Source organism: Mucilaginibacter sp. UYP27, assembly GCF_040547175.1.
GTDB lineage: Bacteria > Bacteroidota > Bacteroidia > Sphingobacteriales > Sphingobacteriaceae > Mucilaginibacter.
Genome location: NZ_JBEPPE010000002.1, coordinates 770448 through 788015, shown reverse-complemented (window position 1 = coordinate 788015; position 17568 = coordinate 770448). Strand labels below are relative to the sequence as shown.

The following is a 17568-nucleotide window of genomic DNA, read 5'->3' as shown; positions in this document are numbered from 1 at the left end:
TTAAATGATAGGTAGCTAATAAAATGTACCAGCCGGCCACACACCTAAATAATTAAGGCCGGCAAAGAAATTTTGCCCTTTACGATGCAAAAGGTCCTCAGGACTCCGACTAACAGCAAAGTCCGTCTACGAGCAGTAAGTGTCAAAAACACCTCTTCTATACTGGTCAAAATAACCTCCTTTTACAAAAACCTTTAGTTGCAAATATAGCATCCATTTATCGCGGTTTCATCCAATTATCGGGGGTTAGCGGTGCGCTTAGCGTTCTAAGGAGACAGGGATATAATAGGCACCCATGCTACTGATAACCTGCAGCCTGTAATCTAAATAATACTGCGTATCGGCCATTCTTTTTAAGTAATTCCTCGTGTGCCCCTATTTCCAGCAGCTGTCCCTTTTCCAATACCAATATGCGGTCCGCCAGCCTTGCAGTTGAAAAGCGATGAGATATAAGGACAGCAGATTTGCCTTTGGTGAGGTCAGCAAATCGGTGAAAAACGTCATATTCGGCTCTTGCGTCTAAAGAAGATGTCGGCTCGTCAAGAATAAGCAACTGCGCGTCTTTCATATAGGCACGGGCAAGTGCGATCTTCTGCCACTCACCACCGGAAAGTTCCACACCATTGTTAAACCGCTTTCCCAGCGCCTGATCATATTTTCCAGGTAAATTTTCTGCCAGGCGATCTGCCAGGCTGGCTGTTGCAGCCTTCCTGATCAATGCGTTGTTTCCAATTTCCCGTATGTTTCCGACTGCGATATTCTGTGACAACGTCATCTGATAACGTAGGTAATCCTGGAAAATAACACCGAGATTCAGCCGAAAATCGTCTATGTCATAATCTTTGAGGTCCCTCCCGTCCAGCAATATTATTCCTTCACTTGGATCGTAAAGACGGGCGAGTAACTTTACCAGGGTAGTTTTACCCGCACCGTTCTCTCCTACCAGCGCCAATTTTTCCCCGGGACGCAAGGTAAAACTGAGATTTCTGTTCGCCCATTTTGTTGAACCCCTATAACGGAAACCAACATTTTCAAAAGTAAAACCTTGTTTTATCGGTTGTGGAAAAGGAAGCGGTTTGCTTGATGTTCTTATTTTTGGCTTGATACTGAAAAATTCCAAAAAGTCATTCAAATAGATAGCACCCTGCGATACCGCCGTAAAGCGGTTTAGCATATTTTCCATCAAGGTACTCAACTGCCGGAAGGATCCGGCCAAAAAAGTAAGTGTGCCAACGGTCGTTTTCCCTGTGACAACCTGATAAATGATAAACACATAAGCACCATAATAGCCTATAGTCCCTAAAATTGAGAAAAATGTCCCCCACAATGAGCGCCGTAAGGCTAATTTACTATTCTGCGTATAAAACTTACCTGAAAGTGTTTTAAACCTGTTGACAATGAAGTCTGCTAACCCAAAGATTTTAATTTCTTTCGCTGTTTCGTCGCTGGCGCCGAGATATCGCAAATAATCGAGTTCACGCCGCTCGGGCGTCTGGCCACGCGTCAGGGCATAATTTTCACCGCTGAAATAGGATTCTCCGAGAAACGAGGGAATAATCGCGATCAGTAATAACAAGATCAGCCAAGGATTATAAACCAGCAGCCCCGCAATCAGTAAACTGATGGAAATGAGGTCCTGTACCTGGCTCATCAGCTGCGAAAGTAACACCGTTCGTCCCACAGTTTGCTGTCTTGCGCGCTCGAGCTTGTCATAGAACTCAGAATCTTCGAATTGATCCAGATCAAGAGTTGTTGCATGCACCATAATCCTCACCGACGTATAGTTGGAAAACAGGTCACCTAACAGGCTGTCATTAAGTATAATCCCCCGGCTTAAAACATCATTGACAATAGCCAGTCCTAATTCAAAGACCACTAAAATCCACAAATGATCCATATCCGAAGATGGTGCGCGGTTGAGGGTCACGACCTCGTCAATGATGAGTTTCCCAATATACAGTAGTGCAAGGGGCATTGCGGACTTTAGTACCCGTAACACAAAACTTATCACTGTCTTTGCCGGGCTGCTACGCCATACCAGCTTTAAAAAGGATTTATTACCCGCAATATAATTGTAATCTACCACTTAGGTGCTATGATCAGGGATTGAATATGAGGCACGAGGGCAATAGTGTGGTGCACATCGGATTCGGACCATAGCTTTGTTAATACAGTGTGAACCTTTTACAGTTTGAGTCAATTAACATCATTTAGTCGGTTGGAGCCGAATCACATTAGCTAATTCCTGAGTACATTCAGCCAACGTGCAGTTGAGGATTAAAGACGGCGACGGTCAATAAGCAGGCGTGTCTTTTCTCAGCCCTAAAGATATTTTCGCTGAGTTGATACTCTTATCGCCCAGCCTCAATAAATTCTCATCGTTTGGTTCTGTGCCTGATCCTCAAGAACCAGACAAGCAAAAATTGCATATTGGAGATGCTATATCGATAAACAAAAGACGTTTAGCATAGTTATTAAGATCACGCGCCGGTTTGGATCGAACTGTGGGATTTCCCGGCTTATTCAAACTAACGCCTGTATTTTCTGTTTTACTTTCATTGTTAACCCAGATAAAGATCTTTCCGGCTTTGTTAGAGTACAAGGCGCGCGTGAGCATAACCTCAAGAATGTGAGCCTCGATATTCCACGGGACGCCCTTGTTGTTTTTACCGGGGTTTCGGGGTCGGGAAAATGGTTCTTAGCCTTTGGCACCCTATATGCAGAGGCGCAACGACGTTATCTGGAATCTGTAGCGAGTGACTAGGCAAAGTTATGCGAACATCGGTATTCATCGCCTGATATCATCCTTTACGTTATCGTTTAATTTCCGGCCCTCAAAAAAACAAGAGAGTATATTTTTAAGTCTTGATTTACGGCTGATTAAAAAAGAATCCGGTGTTGCTCTTCGCTTCGGAGATAACAAAGAAACTTTGCAGGTTGGCAACCTCCGGAAGATTACTTAATTTTTCCACAAGCACTATATTATATTCTTCCATATCACGGATAGCAATGCGAAGCAGGAAATCGAAAGTTCCGGTCATGTGATAACATTCCATGATCTCGGAAACCTTAACCGCTTCGCGCATAAAATTTTTCAGGCTTTCGCTCGAATGCGTTTTCAACAAAACCTGTGTATAAGCCGTAAGTCCCCGGTCTACCTTCTTCGCATCTACCAGTGCGGTAAAACGTTTGATATAGCCTGCCTGCTGCAACCTCCTGATGCGGGCATGGATGGGCGTAACGGTCTTATGCAGTTCGTAAGCAATCGCCTTGTGAGATATTCGTCCATCTTTTTCCAATAATTTTAATATGCCACGGTCAGTCTCATCCAATTTGTCTGTCAAGTTCATATATTGAGGGTATAGAAGTGTTTATAAATCTTTCAGCGGTAATTACCAGGTTCGATGAACCGGCAACAATCGGCGAACGCTGGTGTATCGACTGCATGGGTACTTCCAGCAACCGGCGTATGCCCGTTGTCGCCATGCCGCCAGCTATTTCCATGATAAATGCTATAGGAAAACATTCATATGCCAGGCGCAGCTTTCCTTGTGGAAAAATTGACATTTCCGGATACAGAAATATCCCTCCCGAGATCAGCACGCGGTGAATATCAGATACCATTGAACCGCTGTACCTTGCAGTGAACGGCTGGTCACCCATATCAGCCTGCTGCCTGCAATAACGCAGAAAGTTCTGCGGACCCCGGCTGAAACTGAGAAAATTCCCGTCATTCACAGCATAGATGGTTCCATTCAAAGGCACCCTCATCTTTGGATGTGACAGTATAAACTCTTTAGAGACCAAGTCCAGCGTGAAGCCATTTACCTCGTTGCCCGAAGCATAAACAAGTACGGTAGATGTGCCGTACAGAAAGTAACCTGCCGCAAGCTGATCAACACCGCTGCGCAGCGCCTCCCCGCTATTTACAGGTCCGTCATTGCAAGGTCTCTTGTAGACGGAAAAGATACTGCCCACAGGGACATTGACCGCGACGTTAGATGAGCCGTCCAGCGGATCAAGCGCCACAACGTACGGCGGCGGCGATTCGCCCGGCTGACAATTTAAATGAATGACATCCGGCTGTTCCTCTGATATCACCAGGCAACATGCATTGCTTTCCTTTAAGTGCGAAATGAACCGCTCTTCCGCGAAAACGTCCATGTGCTGCTGCTTTTCGCCCTGCGCATTTTGTTCACCGTTAGCGCCGTGCATCTGGTCAAATATACAGGTCGCCAGCTGGCAGGAGATGTCGACAGCTGCGGCACACATCCCCAATAAAAGGGACTGCAATAAAGCCTCATGGCGGCCAGAAGCAGCCATGTAATTAGAGAAAGATATTGATTTTTTCATTACTTAGTGTATAGAATACAATTGATATATTGATTTTATGCACCCTCAAAAATAGCGAAAATACAGTTAGGATAAGGAGTATAACGTACAAATGGAATGCAGATCCAAATATACTAAGTGTATCAGACAGCGGGATAAATAAGAAATAAAGACCCTTTGAAGGGCTCTGGCTGCTTATTTATGGAAATATAAACTCTTTTTAAGCGCTGTCATGGTCTCTTTTTCCAAATATCTGGCAGCATATGGTTTCAAAGTGCACCATTTTGAAACTTTGCTGCATAAAAGAACGCATCATGACAAACCTTTTTATCGATTCGTATGTGCACTATCAACTGACGGCTGAGCAGCTCAGGCAGCATGCGATTACCCGCAGCTTAACGCAAGTAAATGACACCGGTGCCCTGATGATCAGTACCGGAAGCTTCACAGGCCGCAGCCCCTCGGATAAGTTCATTGTCAAAGAGAAAAGTACTGCGGACCAAATCGACTGGAATACTTTCAACCAGCCGATCAGCACCAATCACTTTTACCGTTTAATGGATGCGATGACCGCTTACATGGATAAAAGACCCGAAGTGTGGGCAAGGGATGTGCAGGCATGTGCTGATCCCAAATACCAGCTCCGCTTACGGGTGGTCAATGAGGATCCGCAAAGCAACCACTTTGCTGCCAATATGTTTATTGATGATACGGCGGACACGGATAGAAAATCAGAAAGATGGCTGCTTTTACACGCTCCCGGTTTTGAAGCAAATACGGAGATTCACGGAACCAGAAGCGCGAATTTCACTGTAATATCGTTTGAGCAGCGCACGATCCTCATCGGCGGCAGCGCATATACAGGCGAACTTAAAAAGGCCGTCTTTACCATACTTAATTTCATTCTGCCCTTAGCGCACAATGTCTTAAGCATGCACTGTAGCGCGTCACAGGGAAAGGAAGGCGTCGCACTATTTTTCGGCCTGAGCGGTACCGGTAAGACAACGTTAAGCGCCGACCCATCAAGGCGGCTGATCGGCGATGATGAACATGGCTGGGATGAAAAAGGCGTCTTTAACCTGGAGGGCGGCTGTTATGCAAAAGTCCATAACCTGTCTCTTGAAAAAGAGCCCGGCATATTTAAGGCCATAAAAGCCGGCGCGTTGCTTGAAAATACGGTATTTCATGCCGGAACCAGTACAGTCGATTACAGTAACAGCAGTATAACAGAGAATACAAGGGTCAGTTACCCGCTAAATCATATCGTAGGCGCTATACAGCCCGCAATGGCACCTGCACCCGCGAACATCTTTTTTCTCACCTGTGATGCTTACGGCATTTTACCTCCCATCAGCCGTTTGACCGATGAGCAGGCAATGTCCTATTACCTGGCTGGGTATACCGCTAAAGTTGCCGGTACCGAGCTTGGTGTAAAGGAGCCGAAAGCAGTCTTCAGTCCGTGTTTCGGCGCGCCTTTCCTACCGTTGCATCCATCCGTTTATGCGAAGTTGCTAAAAGAGAAACTAAACAAGCAAAAGCCTGCGGTATGGATGGTCAATACAGGATGGACCGGCGGAACCTATGGGACCGGAAAAAGGATTGATCTGGCTGACACACGGGCCATGGTAAACGCTGCACTGGCAGGCGAACTGGATCATACGGATTATGAAATATTAGACATTATCGGGCTGTCCATACCGGAAAATTGTCCGGGTGTTTCAAAGGTATTGTTAAATCCACGAGATTCCTGGCCTGATCAAAAAGCTTACGATTCTGCGGCACATGATTTTATGGCTCGGTTGAAGAAGGCAATATGAAGGGGAATATACCCTACGAAGAAATGTCAATTGAAAACGATGACACTTTCATCAGGCGGACTGGGAGGTTTAAGGACGACGGCAGAATTGTCGACATTTATCTTAAGGGGCAGTCAGGGTATCAATGACTTCCGGTAGCGACTGGCTGCAATTGGTTAAAGGCGTTATACGAAAGTTCCTAGCAGCAAACGAACTCCGTATTTATAAAATATGACCTGCTGCACAAAATTTTAGACGTTTGATTTTATAAATCATTTTAATGCCCCTCGCATTCTGATCCGTTGGGCACGGCTGTATCCTTATCCTTTCCATGTACAGATATCCGGAGAGTCTTCGACTTTATCACCCAAGTATCCCTTTATAGCACCTGCGTATATTCAACTAGCTTTTGCTTTTGAGATCCACCTACACCTTATCCCGGTTTAAGGGAATTATTTGAATGTTGTACAGGCATTGATCGGGTTTAGGTAATAGACATGGAGCTTGTGGTCTGAACGCAGATCGACCTGGATGTCGTCATCACCGGCAATATCCCTGCATCCGGGGATGCTCAGGTAACCCCATTCCAAGGGGCCTTGATCATCGCCGCGGTCGGTACGGAAAATATGGTCGGCCGTAACATAGCTCAGGTAGCGCTCGCAGGTGGTTTTGCGCGGATGCCGGAAACTTGATACGTGCCCTGCTGGTATGATGATGTACTCAGGGCGGACTTTATCAAGAAAGGGTTTAGAACTGCCGTTTTCCGCCCCGTGATGAGGGGAAAACATAATGGTCGACCGTAGTGCCTCAGCGGCATTTTCTACGAGGAATTTCTCTGTCGCAATGCACACGCCCTCGGCATCATTTTTTCGGCGGCCAAGCGCGTCGCCAGTGAACAGCACAGAATTGCCGCCATACTCCACTTTCATTACGATACTTACACCGTTCAGCCGTTCCGCCGCGTCAGAAGTGAGATGCCATTCCGGCATAGGTTTACCAAAGCCGCAAAGCAATTTAAAATGAGCACCGGAAATCACAATGTCGCCGCCCGGGTAAATAACACTGTCGCGTTCATTTAGGTTGATGCTTTCGGTAATGTTGGCACGGCCCTGCAAGGCACTTTTTAGTTTCTGAAATGCCCTGGTTTCTGTTGCGTTCGATCCGTCAATTTTACGGTCGTATCCGCCCCAGATCACTTTTTTGATTCGGTAGCCCCGAATAGCTTGCGAGGCGGCAACGATGTGGTCGCCATCCATATGGCTTAAAACCATAAATTCTATTGTCGCGCCTTCGGGCAGGAACTTTTTCATCTGGCCCCAGGTCTGGCTACCGTCCGCGGTATTTAGACCACCAGCATCATAAATGACGTATTTATTCCCCGGCAGGCGGATGATGGTGCAGAGGCCGTTATCCACGTCGATAACACGGATGCTCACGGAATCGAGGCCGGTAAGCGGGCTGAAAACTAATGGGATATGGATAGTTGTGTCTCTTGCACGGGATATGAAAGTTTTATAGACCCAGCCCTTAATACCGCTCGCGGGTGCCTGCACCCTGTAAAAGTTGTTTTTTCGTTTTGCCAGCAATATCTGCAATTTCGTTCCGGCAGGAAGGCGCGCTGCGATCCCGGAACTGCTGTTCGCGGATTTGTGCAGTATCGCCGGGCGTATTACTTCCCAGCCTGGCTGCTGTGCGAAAGCGGATAAGGCCAAAAAAAAGTTAACATACAGGAGGAAAATTCGTTTCATGTGAACCGGGTTTGATTCGTGCAAGGTAACTAGAGCGCGGCGATAAAATGCGGATGCCAACAGCTTTTTATCGCCGGGTAAAAGATCCTCCACATGCAATTGAACAGCATGTAGGTCATACACGTTTGTAACGATCAAATTGCCCTTTGTTGTAGTCAAAAATGCCTATAAGCCCTGCTTTAAACTTCAATAGATTTGGCACGGTTTTCTGCTGAAGGGCATCAGTTTTTTCTTCTTCGTTGGCCCGTTTCAGGGTCCAGTGCTCACCAGCTTTGAACAAATGTTCTTTGGCTAAATTTGGCAAGGTCATATATAAATTGCTTGGCTTCGGCTTGGGGATCGGTCATGGTTTAGCAACGCAGCACGTTGGATTTAATTTTCTTTTGCTAACACAGATAATCACTTTTCGGTGTTAATGACGTATTAAATGCATGCTAAATTATGGCAGAATTACCAGACCTAACGGTCTTCGCAAATATTCTTTCCCGAAAGTTTAAAGGCCTGGTGCTGGATCAACTGGACATTACTGAACCACGGAAGTTAAATGTGTCCGGGCAGAAACTACGATCTGCACTGGAAGGACGTGAATTGACGGGGGTTAGTCGGGTCGGTAAAACTTTACATTTCGATTTTGCCGGCCAGGTATTGGGTGTACATTTAATGTTAAGGGGAGAACTAGTGGATCTGAAGTCTGGTGAAACGCCACGCTTCCAAATTCTAGCTTTCCATTTTGTTGGTGGTGACGGCTTTGCCGTAATTGATCTGCAAAAACAGGCGACGCCGACATTCGACCCAAAACCCGTTGAAACGCCGGACGCGCTGAATCTGGCTCAGGATTATTTTACGGCCCTGCTGGCTAAAAAACGCACGGTCATCAAAACGTTGTTAATGGATCAGAAGGTGATGCGGGGAATCGGTAACTCCTATGCCGATGAGATTCTCTACGGTGCTGGCGTGTCCCCATTTTCCATTGCTAAGGAAATTCCGCCAAAAGCGGTGACGAAGATCTTTATCAGTATCCGGTCGGTACTCGAAAAAGCGATAAAGGACATTTCAGAAGCTAACGGCGATGAATTGAGCGGCGAATTAAAAGATTTTATGCTCGTCCATAGCCCGAAACTTAAAATTACCGCTAAGGGTGAGCCGATCAAAACAGAAAAGATCGGTGGCCGGACGACCTATTATACCGACGCTCAGCAACTTTTCAATTAACCCTTGGGGCTGGGTTACCGAGCATGATGGTGATGATGTTTGCACCTTTTTCAAACAAATCCGGGCCCTGTTCCTTTAATATTATCGCAGTTTTAATAACCTGGATGGACACAACTTTTACAACCGGCCCTGAGCCCGAAGAATTAACGATTTTTGAAGCCTTGCCGGAGAACTACCTCCTGCTTTCAGCCGATTTCCGGATACTGGGCGCGAGTGACCGGTATCTGCATACGACCAATAAAGACCGTGCGGCGATCATAGGAAAGGATTTATTTGACAGTTTTTCGGCATCGGATGGTGGTATTCGCGGCTCATTGGATAGGGTGCTCGAAAACGGTGAACGGCATGAACTGCCGGTGACCCGGTTTGATATGCCGGGCTGTGACGGTCAGTTGACTGAGCGCTACTGGAAGACCGTTCACCAGCCGGTTAAAAATCCGGATGGATCTATCCGTTACATCATCCACCATACCACCGAACATACAGAACAGGTATTTAAAGAAATAGCTTTGCAGGCCAGCGTGGACACAGAACGCGCCGCGAGTTTTAAAGCGCAACTGGTGGCCGAACAGATGGAGCGGCTGTTTCACGATATCCCGGCGCAGATCGCTATCGTACGCGGACCAGACCTGATCTATGATTATATCAATCCGCAATACCAGCGCGAATTATTTCCGGGACGCGATGTGTTGGGACTGCCTTTGTTAGCGGCCTTACCGGAGATCGAAGGACAGCCGATCTGGGATATCCTGCAAACGGTCTATCAAACCGGCGAACCATTTATCGAAAATGAATTACTGATCCCGCTGGCGGCGGAAACGGGCGGCGAGGTCACAGACCATTATTTCAACCTGGTGTACCAGCCGTTGCGGGATGAAGCCGGCGAGGTTTACGCGCTGCTCAGTTTTAAATATGAAGTAACCGGGCATGTCGCTGCCCGTAAAGAACTCGAAAACCGACGGGCAGAACTGCTGGAAGCGTACGATAAATTAGGCAGTTCGTACGAGGAGTTACAGGCTTTGCACGACGAATTGCAAGCCTCCAATGAGGAAATGATTGCAACCAATGATCAATTGCAGCTGACCCAGGCAGATTTGCAGTCGTTAAATAGTGAATTGGAACAACGGGTAAAGGAACGCACGCGTGAACTGGAAGAAAGCGTGGAAGAACAGCAAACGCTCAATGAGGAGGTCAGTTCGGCCAATGAAGAACTGATGTCTACCAACGAAGAACTGGCGGCAACCAATGAGGAATTAAGTGAAACGCAGTTGTTATTACAGCAGACGCTAAGCGGGCTGACAGCGAGCGAGCAGCGGTTTCGCAACCTGGTCAGGGATGCAAGTGTAGGTATCATCTTGTTGACCGGCGACAATATGAAAGTAGAGATCGTCAACAATGTTTACGGACAACTCATCGGGCGCACAGCGGGTGAACTGGAGGGCAAATCGCTGTTCGAGGTGATCCCCGAGTCAGAAGCGATCTTCCGGCCTGTTATTGAACGGGTGCGGGAAAGCGGTGAGCCACTTTATCTGTATGATACGCCTTATGTAGTATACAAGGATGATGAGGCGATCAGCGGCTTTTTAAATCTGGTCTACCAGCCATACCGCGAACCGGATGGTACGATCACTGGCGTAATGGTGCTTTGCCAGGATGTCAGTGAGCAAGTAAAGGCCCGCCAGCAAACAGAAAAAAGCGAAGAACGATTCCGTTTTATGCTGAATGCGATACCGCAGCAGGTCTGGACCGCCGAACCTAACGGCGCACTGAATTATGTCAACCAGGTCGTCGCGGATGATTTTGGTTTTGACGGACCTGATATCGTTGGCCAGGGCTGGCAGAATTTTATTCATCAGGATGACCTGGCCGGCTGCATGAAGGCCTGGGTGAGCTCGATCACTAAGGGAACACCCTATTTGACCGAGTTCCGGCTGCGCATGAATGATGGCAGCTATCGCTGGCATTTAGCAAGGGCGCTGCCTTACCGCGAAAACGGCGAGATCAGCCTTTGGCTGGGTACGAATACGGATATAGAATTACAAAAAACCAATGAGCAGCGAAAAGACGAGTTCCTGTCTATTGCCAGCCACGAACTCAAGACGCCGCTGACCAGTATCAAGGCTTTTAACCAGATCATGCAGCGGAGCGGTGACAACGGAAACCTGAAACCATTTATCAACCGTTCGACCGACCAGATCTTCCGGCTGGAAAAACTGATCAACGATCTGTTGGATGTGAGCCGGATCAATGCCGGTAAAGTAAGTTATGACGCCCAGCCGTTTGATTTCTTGGAAATGGTGAAAGATGCGGTCGAGGTTGTTCGGCTGAAAAGCCCCCGCCATGAGATCAGGCTGGAGCAGTCTGTTTCGGTCGAATATACCGGTGACCGTATCCGGCTGGAGCAGGTCATGAACAATTTCTTAACGAATGCGGTGAAGTATTCGCCGGAAGGCGGGCAAATACTCGTCAACACACAATTACTCGACGAAAGCGTCGTGGTTGCTGTACAGGATTTTGGCATCGGTATCGCGGAAAGCCATCTCGATAAATTATTTGACCGCTATTACCGGGTAGATAACACGGCGATGCGTTTTGAAGGTTTGGGGCTTGGTCTCTATATTTCTTCGGAAATTTTGAAGCGTCATGGCGGTACTTTCTGGATCGAAAGTAAAGAAAGGAAAGGTTCCACCTTTTATTTTCGTTTGCCATTAGTCGCCAATCATGCCGAACAGGTGCTGGTCGATGATCATATCTATTACCAAGATCCCACGATCACGATCATCTACAATGAGGAAAAGCAACGGTTGGATGTGGACTGGACGGGGTTCCAGGATATGACCAGTGTAAAAAATGGCGGCGCGCAGATGCTGCGGATGCTTGCCCATAACAAAGTAAATAAAGTATTCAATGATAATACCCACGTGCTTGGCAATTGGTCGGAAGCAGCAGAATGGACCGGTAAAGAATGGTTCCCTGCGATGGAAGCAGCCGGTCTGCGTTATTTCGCCTGGGTATTTTCGCCGAGCGCTTTTAGTAAACTGGCTGCCGAAAAAAGCGTAGATCTGAAAGTGGGTGATGTGGTTACCCAATTCTTTACGGATACCGCCGAAGCTGGGTCTTGGCTGGAACAGTGTGTATAATGACCATGTCAGGCAACGTACGTTCGCACATACTGCTGTAGCAGAGCCACGGCTGTTGCCGGATCGGCTTTATGTTCTTCAATTAAAAGAAACAAAACTATCCGGCAAACGGTTCTGTTTGGGATATATCAGCTATGGAAAATTACCCGATCACGATCACCCAGGATAAAGAGGTTCACCATTTCGAGGTGGGCGAATACGCGCACCATCATGATGACAATTGTAAGTTCAGGATTTATGAACATGGTGCATTCGTGGCCAGTTTCGAGCCCGACGATCACCAATTTTTGCAGATCTGTCAGAACCCAGCCGGCCTGGACGAAGAATTATTGCATTTACTGGCGGACAAGATAGAAGCGCACCACCCCCACGGCATTAACGATAACATTAGAAAATTAAAATTATGAGATCGATCTGGACAGGCTCCATCGGATTTGGCTTAGTAAGCATTCCCGTTAAATTATTTTCTGCGGTGCAGACCTCATCGCTCGACCTGGATATGCTGGACAGCCGGGATCACGCCCACATTAAATTTCAAAGAGTTAATGAGAACACTAAAAAGGAGGTTCCTTACGACAAGATCGTCAAGGGCTATAAATATGACGACGACTACGTCATCGTAGAAGAAGCGGATTTTGACGCCGCTGCACCTGAAAAAAGTAAAGAAATAACAATCGAAAGCTTTGTCGATGTGGTATCCGTAAACCCAATGTATTACGAAACATCTTACTATACCGAACCTGCTACCAAGAAAAATAAAGCCTATGCGTTATTATTGGAGGCGTTAAAAAAATCCCGTAAAGCAGGCCTGGCCCGTTTTGTTTTACGTAGCACGGAAAGCTTATGTATCGTTCACCCGGTGGATAAGGTTATTGTGATCACCCGTATCCGTTTTGCGCAGCAAATACGGGAGCAGGATGAACTGAATTTGGATGATGGCGTGGTGGTCAGCAAAAAAGAACTGGATATGGGCCTGGCCCTGATCAACCAGTATGCGGAGCCCTTAGACCTTTCTAAATATAAAGACGAGTATCATACAGAACTATTAAAAATCATTGAGCTTAAAGCTAAAGGCAAACGTCCGACCATTAAGAAACTCAAACCAAAAGCGGCTAAAGGGGATGATCTTTATGATCAGCTGATGAGCAGCTTAAACGTTAAAAAAGGTGCTTAACATTTAAACGATAAACATGAAAAATCCATTTGAAAAAGAAGACCATACCGGCCTGATCGTTGGATTAGCGGTCGGCGTAGTAGCAGGGATCGGACTTGTCTATTTATTCCTGACCGATAAAGGCGCGCAGCACCGCAGGCAGATCAGCCGAAAATTCAAGGAAGTGGTCAGCGACAAAGTAGCTGAAGTGATCGATAAAAAAACGATCATTCCAAAAAAAGCCGCTAAGGTGGCAACAGATGCGATCATTAAAGATTAGTTATGAAAAAAGGAACCACTTTAATCGCATTGGCAGCAGGTGCCGGTGTCGCCGGGATAGCGTTTGCGCTTTGGCCGAAAAAGAAAGTGCCGGAAAGCGCCATTGTCGATCCTTTTGATAAGGAAAGATACCTGGGTAAGTGGAACGAAGTCGCCCGGATGCCCAGCCTGATCGAAAAAGATTTGCGTGACTTGACGGAAGAATATAGCCAGAACGGTGATGGGACTATCAAAGTGGTGACCCGCGCTTTTAACTCGGTTAAAAACAAACCGGTAGAAGCGACCGGGACCATCAAGTTCCGTGGTGCAGAGACCCGCGGCCAATTGGAAGTTGCTTACTTTCTGCCGATCTACCTGGATTATAATATTCTTGATATTGATGAGGGCTACCAGTATGCGCTTGTTTCCGGCAGCGGCATGGGTTACCTGTGGTTGTTGTCCCGTGAAAGCAGTATGCCGGAAGAGATGAAACAGCGCTTCTTGCAAAAGGCTATTGTACTCGGGTTTGAGATCAGTAAATTGGAATGGATGGATTATTAGTTTTCCCATCAGTTTGTGAAGATCGCTACTTATAATATCAACGGCATCAATGGCCGGATCGGAAACTTGCTGCGTTGGCTGGAGGAGGCGCAGCCCGATGTGGTGTGTTTGCAGGAACTCAAAACGGAGGATCATAAATTCCCGGAACGCGCTTTATTGGATGCGGGTTATTCTGCGATCTGGCAAGGCCAGAAAAGCTGGAACGGCGTAGCTATACTGTCCCGTTACGGCGAGATACAGGAAACCCGGCGCGGTTTGGATGGGGCCCCGGATGATTTGCACAGCCGTTACATTGAAGCTTTTATCAATGGCGTAGTTATCGGCTGTTTATATCTCCCCAACGGCAATCCATATCCAGGGCCCAAATTTGACTATAAATTATCCTGGATAAAGCGTCTTACCGCACATGCCAGGAAACTGGAAGGTTTTCATTTACCAGTGGCGCTGATCGGTGATTATAACATCATGCCTACCGAAATGGATACTTATAAACCGGAGAAGTATGTGGAGAATGCGTTATTCCGGCCTGAAGCCCGGAAATTGTGGCGCGCACTGCTAAAACTGGGTTTGACGGATGCGATCCGTCAGCTATATCCCAATGAGCGCATTTATACTTTTTGGGATTACCTGAGAAATGCATATGGCCGGAATGCAGGCCTGCGGCTCGACCATTTTTTATTGAATGAAGTGTTATCCGAACGTTTGGTGTCAGCGACCGTAGATAAACACGTAAGAGGCTGGGAACATTCCAGCGATCATGCACCCGTGTGGATTGAACTACGGGATTAAACGGGACCTCTTCAAACTTAGGTTTGAATTTTGTGTTTAAATTTCATGTCTAAAAAAGGTAACGATTTTTCCGGCTTTGTAAAGGTAAGAGGCGCGCGCGAACATAACCTCAAGAATGTAAGCCTCGATATTCCCAGGGATGCGCTGGTGGTATTTACCGGTATTTCCGGTTCCGGAAAATCATCACTTGCCTTCGGCACGTTGTATGCAGAAGCGCAACGGCGCTACCTGGAATCCGTTTCCCCGTATGCGCGGAGGCTGTTTAACCAAATGGCGATCCCGGAAGTAGATGAGATCGAAGGATTACCACCAGCAGTAGCCTTACAACAGCAGCGGGGAGCTGTTTCGACCCGTTCTTCCGTCGGAAGCGTTACTACCCTGTCTAATTTATTACGCATGCTTTATTCCCGCGCGGGTGACTATCCGCAAGGACAGAATATTATCTACGCCGAATCTTTTTCACCCAATACACCTGAAGGTGCCTGCACGGAGTGTCATGGATTAGGCCGGGTTTACGAAGTAACGGAGCAAACTATGGTGCCCGATGATACACTGACGATCCGTGAGAAAGCCATTGCCTCCTGGCCGTCTGCCTGGCAGGGGCAGAACCAGCGCGATATCCTGACTACGATGGGTTATGATATCGACGTGCCCTGGAAAGATATGGCTAAAAAGGACCGGGAGTGGATTTTATTTACCGAAGAGCAACCCGTCGTGCCGGTCTATTCTGGATATAACCACGAAGAAATACAACGGTTCATTAAGAACAAACGGCAGCCGGATTACATGGGCACATTTACCGGGGCGAGGCGCTACGTGCGGCACACTTTCGCCCATACGCAAAGTGCTTTGATGAAGAAACGGGTATCTCAATTTATGCTAAGCAGTGAATGCCCGCTTTGCCACGGTAAACGACTTCGGCAGGAATCTTTGTCCGTCAAATTTGCAGGCTATGATATCGCCGAACTTTCCAGGCTCGCCCTGAATAAATTAGCCCTCATATTCGCGCCCTATGCTACCGGCGAAGCACCGGCTTTGAAACAAATAGCTGCTGCTCACCTGGAAAAAGTGGTCGTAGCCAAACGGATTGCCGAAGATTTCCTGGCGCGGTTGCAGGTAATGCTGGATCTGGGTTTAGGCTATCTGACGATCGAACGAAGCACACCCACCTTATCTCCAGGCGAACTCCAGCGGTTAAGGCTGGCGACACAAGTGCGTTCTAATTTATTCGGGGTGGTTTATGTGCTGGATGAACCCTCAGCAGGCCTGCACCCGGCAGATACGGAAGCGCTATTGCGGGCTTTGGCGAAACTCAAAGCTTCCGGCAATTCGCTTTTCGTGGTAGAACACGAGATCGATGTGATCCGGCATGCCGACTGGATCGTGGATGTCGGCCCCACCGCAGGTGAAAAAGGCGGCCATATATTGTATAGCGGCCTTCCGGAAGGATTGCGAGAAGTGGAAACTTCGCTAACCAGGCATTATATCTATGATGATGTCCGCAAAGTGTTAAGTGACCCAAGGATTCCAAAAGACTGGCTGAAGCTGGAGGGCATAACCCGTAATAACCTGGTTGAACTGAATGCGGCTTTTCCCTTAGGCGTATTAACCAGTGTATCGGGTGTTTCCGGTTCCGGAAAAAGCAGTTTGGTGAGCCAGGTATTAGTGGAGCTTGTTGCGGAGCAATTAGGCTTGCAGGTGGATATCTCCGGAGATACAGAAGCCGATCCTTTAGAGCAGTCTGAAGTGCTGACTTCGGGCGGTCATATCGTAAGTGGCATGAAAGCCATAAAACGGCTGGTCGTGGTTGACCAGAAACCCATCGGGCGTACGCCACGTTCAAACCTTGCAACCTATACCGGTTTATTCGATCATGTAAGGAAATTATTTGCTGCTACACCGGCGGCAAAGGGGCGGAAATATGATGCCGGTCGCTTTTCATTCAATGTGGTAAAAGGACGCTGTCCGCATTGCGAAGGGGAAGGTATGGTGATGGTGGAACTGCTGTTCTTACCAAGTGTTTACACGCCCTGTCCGACTTGCGGCGGTACACGCTACAATCCGAAAACGCTGGAAATAAAATACAAGGACAAGAACATTGCGGATGTTTTGAGGATGAACGTTGATGAAGCCGCAAATTTCTTTGATGAAGATCCAACCGTCAACCGCGCACTGGAAGTCGTGCGGGAAGTCGGTTTAGGATATTTGCGTTTAGGCCAGCCGGCCACCGAACTTTCCGGTGGTGAGGCGCAACGCATCAAACTAGCCACGGAACTGCAGCGGGCCCAGCACGGACAAACGCTTTATGTTCTGGATGAACCCACAACTGGTTTGCATCCTTCCGACGTAGAAAGATTGTTGTTGCAGCTTAACCGTTTGGTTGATGCCGGAAACACGGTGATCCTGGTTGAACATGACATGGATGTAATTGCCGCCAGTGATTGGGTGATAGACATTGGCCCCGGTGCCGGGGAAGATGGTGGTCAGATCGTCGCCAAAGGTCAGCCGTCTGACATTGCTAAAGATCAAAAAAGCCGAACGGCTCCCTACCTGGCAAAACACTTTAAATAATTTTTATT

General features: G+C 47.5%; 14 protein-coding genes and 1 pseudogene. 10 read left to right on the top strand and 5 right to left on the bottom strand.

Features of this window, described 5'->3' with window-relative positions:
- Positions 1–298: 298 nt before the first annotated feature.
- Entirely contained in the window at positions 299–1975 is a 1677-nt protein-coding gene (locus ABIB39_RS11525; RefSeq protein ID WP_354430072.1) for an ABC transporter ATP-binding protein, read from the bottom strand.
- A 582-nt stretch (positions 1976–2557) separates the two neighbouring features.
- On the opposite strand from ABIB39_RS11525, the pseudogene ABIB39_RS23295 reads away from it, so the two are divergent.
- Positions 2558–2755: pseudogene (locus ABIB39_RS23295) on the top strand (hypothetical protein); the annotation flags it as partial.
- Between the two features lie 115 nt (positions 2756–2870).
- Here the strand turns inward: ABIB39_RS23295 and ABIB39_RS11520 are convergent.
- Positions 2871–3350: an Lrp/AsnC family transcriptional regulator gene (locus ABIB39_RS11520; protein ID WP_354430070.1), complete on the bottom strand. Its 480-nt coding sequence runs from the start codon at positions 3348–3350 to the stop codon at positions 2871–2873.
- The gene (locus ABIB39_RS11515; protein WP_354430068.1) at positions 3325–4353 is read right to left on the bottom strand and encodes a class 1 fructose-bisphosphatase; all 1029 of its coding nucleotides are present in this window, start codon (positions 4351–4353) and stop codon (positions 3325–3327) included. Before ABIB39_RS11515 ends, ABIB39_RS11520 begins: the two co-directional genes overlap by 26 nt.
- Positions 4354–4646: 293 nt before the next feature.
- Here ABIB39_RS11515 and pckA point away from each other — a divergent pair, with 293 nt between their 5' ends.
- Positions 4647–6149, top strand: coding sequence for a phosphoenolpyruvate carboxykinase (ATP) (gene pckA / locus ABIB39_RS11510; RefSeq protein ID WP_354430066.1), 1503 nt, complete (start codon positions 4647–4649; stop codon positions 6147–6149).
- 431 nt (positions 6150–6580) lie between these two features.
- On the opposite strand, the gene ABIB39_RS11505 is transcribed toward pckA, so the two are convergent.
- On the bottom strand, positions 6581–7714 hold the full coding sequence (locus ABIB39_RS11505; protein ID WP_354430065.1) for a ComEC/Rec2 family competence protein: 1134 nt from the start codon (positions 7712–7714) through the stop codon (positions 6581–6583).
- A 277-nt stretch (positions 7715–7991) separates the two neighbouring features.
- The gene (locus ABIB39_RS11500) at positions 7992–8186 is read right to left on the bottom strand and encodes a hypothetical protein (RefSeq protein ID WP_354430063.1); all 195 of its coding nucleotides are present in this window, start codon (positions 8184–8186) and stop codon (positions 7992–7994) included.
- Between the two features lie 131 nt (positions 8187–8317).
- On the opposite strand from ABIB39_RS11500, the gene ABIB39_RS11495 reads away from it, so the two are divergent.
- The 8 genes from ABIB39_RS11495 (at position 8318) to ABIB39_RS11460 (ending at position 17560) form a co-directional block, all read left to right on the top strand.
- Positions 8318–9088 (top strand): DNA-formamidopyrimidine glycosylase family protein, encoded by a 771-nt coding sequence (locus ABIB39_RS11495; protein WP_354430060.1) that lies wholly within the window; start codon positions 8318–8320, stop codon positions 9086–9088.
- A 104-nt stretch (positions 9089–9192) separates the two neighbouring features.
- Positions 9193–12228, top strand: coding sequence for a PAS domain-containing protein (locus tag ABIB39_RS11490; protein WP_354430058.1), 3036 nt, complete (start codon positions 9193–9195; stop codon positions 12226–12228).
- Positions 12229–12362: 134 nt separating this feature from the next.
- Positions 12363–12635 (top strand): hypothetical protein, encoded by a 273-nt coding sequence (locus ABIB39_RS11485; protein ID WP_354430056.1) that lies wholly within the window; start codon positions 12363–12365, stop codon positions 12633–12635.
- On the top strand, positions 12632–13402 hold the full coding sequence (gene ku / locus ABIB39_RS11480; protein ID WP_354430055.1) for a non-homologous end joining protein Ku: 771 nt from the start codon (positions 12632–12634) through the stop codon (positions 13400–13402). Before ABIB39_RS11485 ends, ku begins: the two co-directional genes overlap by 4 nt.
- A gap of 16 nt (positions 13403–13418) precedes the next feature.
- Positions 13419–13661 carry a YtxH domain-containing protein gene (locus tag ABIB39_RS11475; protein WP_354430053.1) on the top strand — a complete coding sequence of 81 codons (243 nt, stop codon included), beginning with the start codon at positions 13419–13421 and terminating at the stop codon, positions 13659–13661.
- 2 nt (positions 13662–13663) lie between these two features.
- On the top strand, positions 13664–14200 hold the full coding sequence (locus tag ABIB39_RS11470; RefSeq protein ID WP_354430052.1) for a lipocalin family protein: 537 nt from the start codon (positions 13664–13666) through the stop codon (positions 14198–14200).
- A gap of 15 nt (positions 14201–14215) precedes the next feature.
- On the top strand, positions 14216–14989 hold the full coding sequence (gene xth / locus ABIB39_RS11465) for an exodeoxyribonuclease III (protein WP_354430050.1): 774 nt from the start codon (positions 14216–14218) through the stop codon (positions 14987–14989).
- A gap of 45 nt (positions 14990–15034) precedes the next feature.
- On the top strand, positions 15035–17560 hold the full coding sequence (locus ABIB39_RS11460) for an excinuclease ABC subunit UvrA (protein WP_354430048.1): 2526 nt from the start codon (positions 15035–15037) through the stop codon (positions 17558–17560).
- Positions 17561–17568 lie beyond the last annotated feature (8 nt).

Coding starts and splice junctions, on each gene's coding strand:
- ku (WP_354430055.1), top strand. CDS start 12,632: ATGAGATCGATCTGGACAGGCTCCATCGGATTTGGCTTAGTAAGCATT.
- ABIB39_RS11500 (WP_354430063.1), bottom strand. CDS start 8,186: ATGACCTTGCCAAATTTAGCCAAAGAACATTTGTTCAAAGCTGGTGAG.
- ABIB39_RS11515 (WP_354430068.1), bottom strand. CDS start 4,353: ATGAAAAAATCAATATCTTTCTCTAATTACATGGCTGCTTCTGGCCGC.
- ABIB39_RS11485 (WP_354430056.1), top strand. CDS start 12,363: ATGGAAAATTACCCGATCACGATCACCCAGGATAAAGAGGTTCACCAT.
- pckA (WP_354430066.1), top strand. CDS start 4,647: ATGACAAACCTTTTTATCGATTCGTATGTGCACTATCAACTGACGGCT.
- ABIB39_RS11495 (WP_354430060.1), top strand. CDS start 8,318: ATGGCAGAATTACCAGACCTAACGGTCTTCGCAAATATTCTTTCCCGA.
- ABIB39_RS11475 (WP_354430053.1), top strand. CDS start 13,419: ATGAAAAATCCATTTGAAAAAGAAGACCATACCGGCCTGATCGTTGGA.
- ABIB39_RS11525 (WP_354430072.1), bottom strand. CDS start 1,975: ATGCCCCTTGCACTACTGTATATTGGGAAACTCATCATTGACGAGGTC.
- ABIB39_RS11470 (WP_354430052.1), top strand. CDS start 13,664: ATGAAAAAAGGAACCACTTTAATCGCATTGGCAGCAGGTGCCGGTGTC.
- ABIB39_RS11460 (WP_354430048.1), top strand. CDS start 15,035: ATGTCTAAAAAAGGTAACGATTTTTCCGGCTTTGTAAAGGTAAGAGGC.
- ABIB39_RS11520 (WP_354430070.1), bottom strand. CDS start 3,350: ATGAACTTGACAGACAAATTGGATGAGACTGACCGTGGCATATTAAAA.
- ABIB39_RS11490 (WP_354430058.1), top strand. CDS start 9,193: ATGGACACAACTTTTACAACCGGCCCTGAGCCCGAAGAATTAACGATT.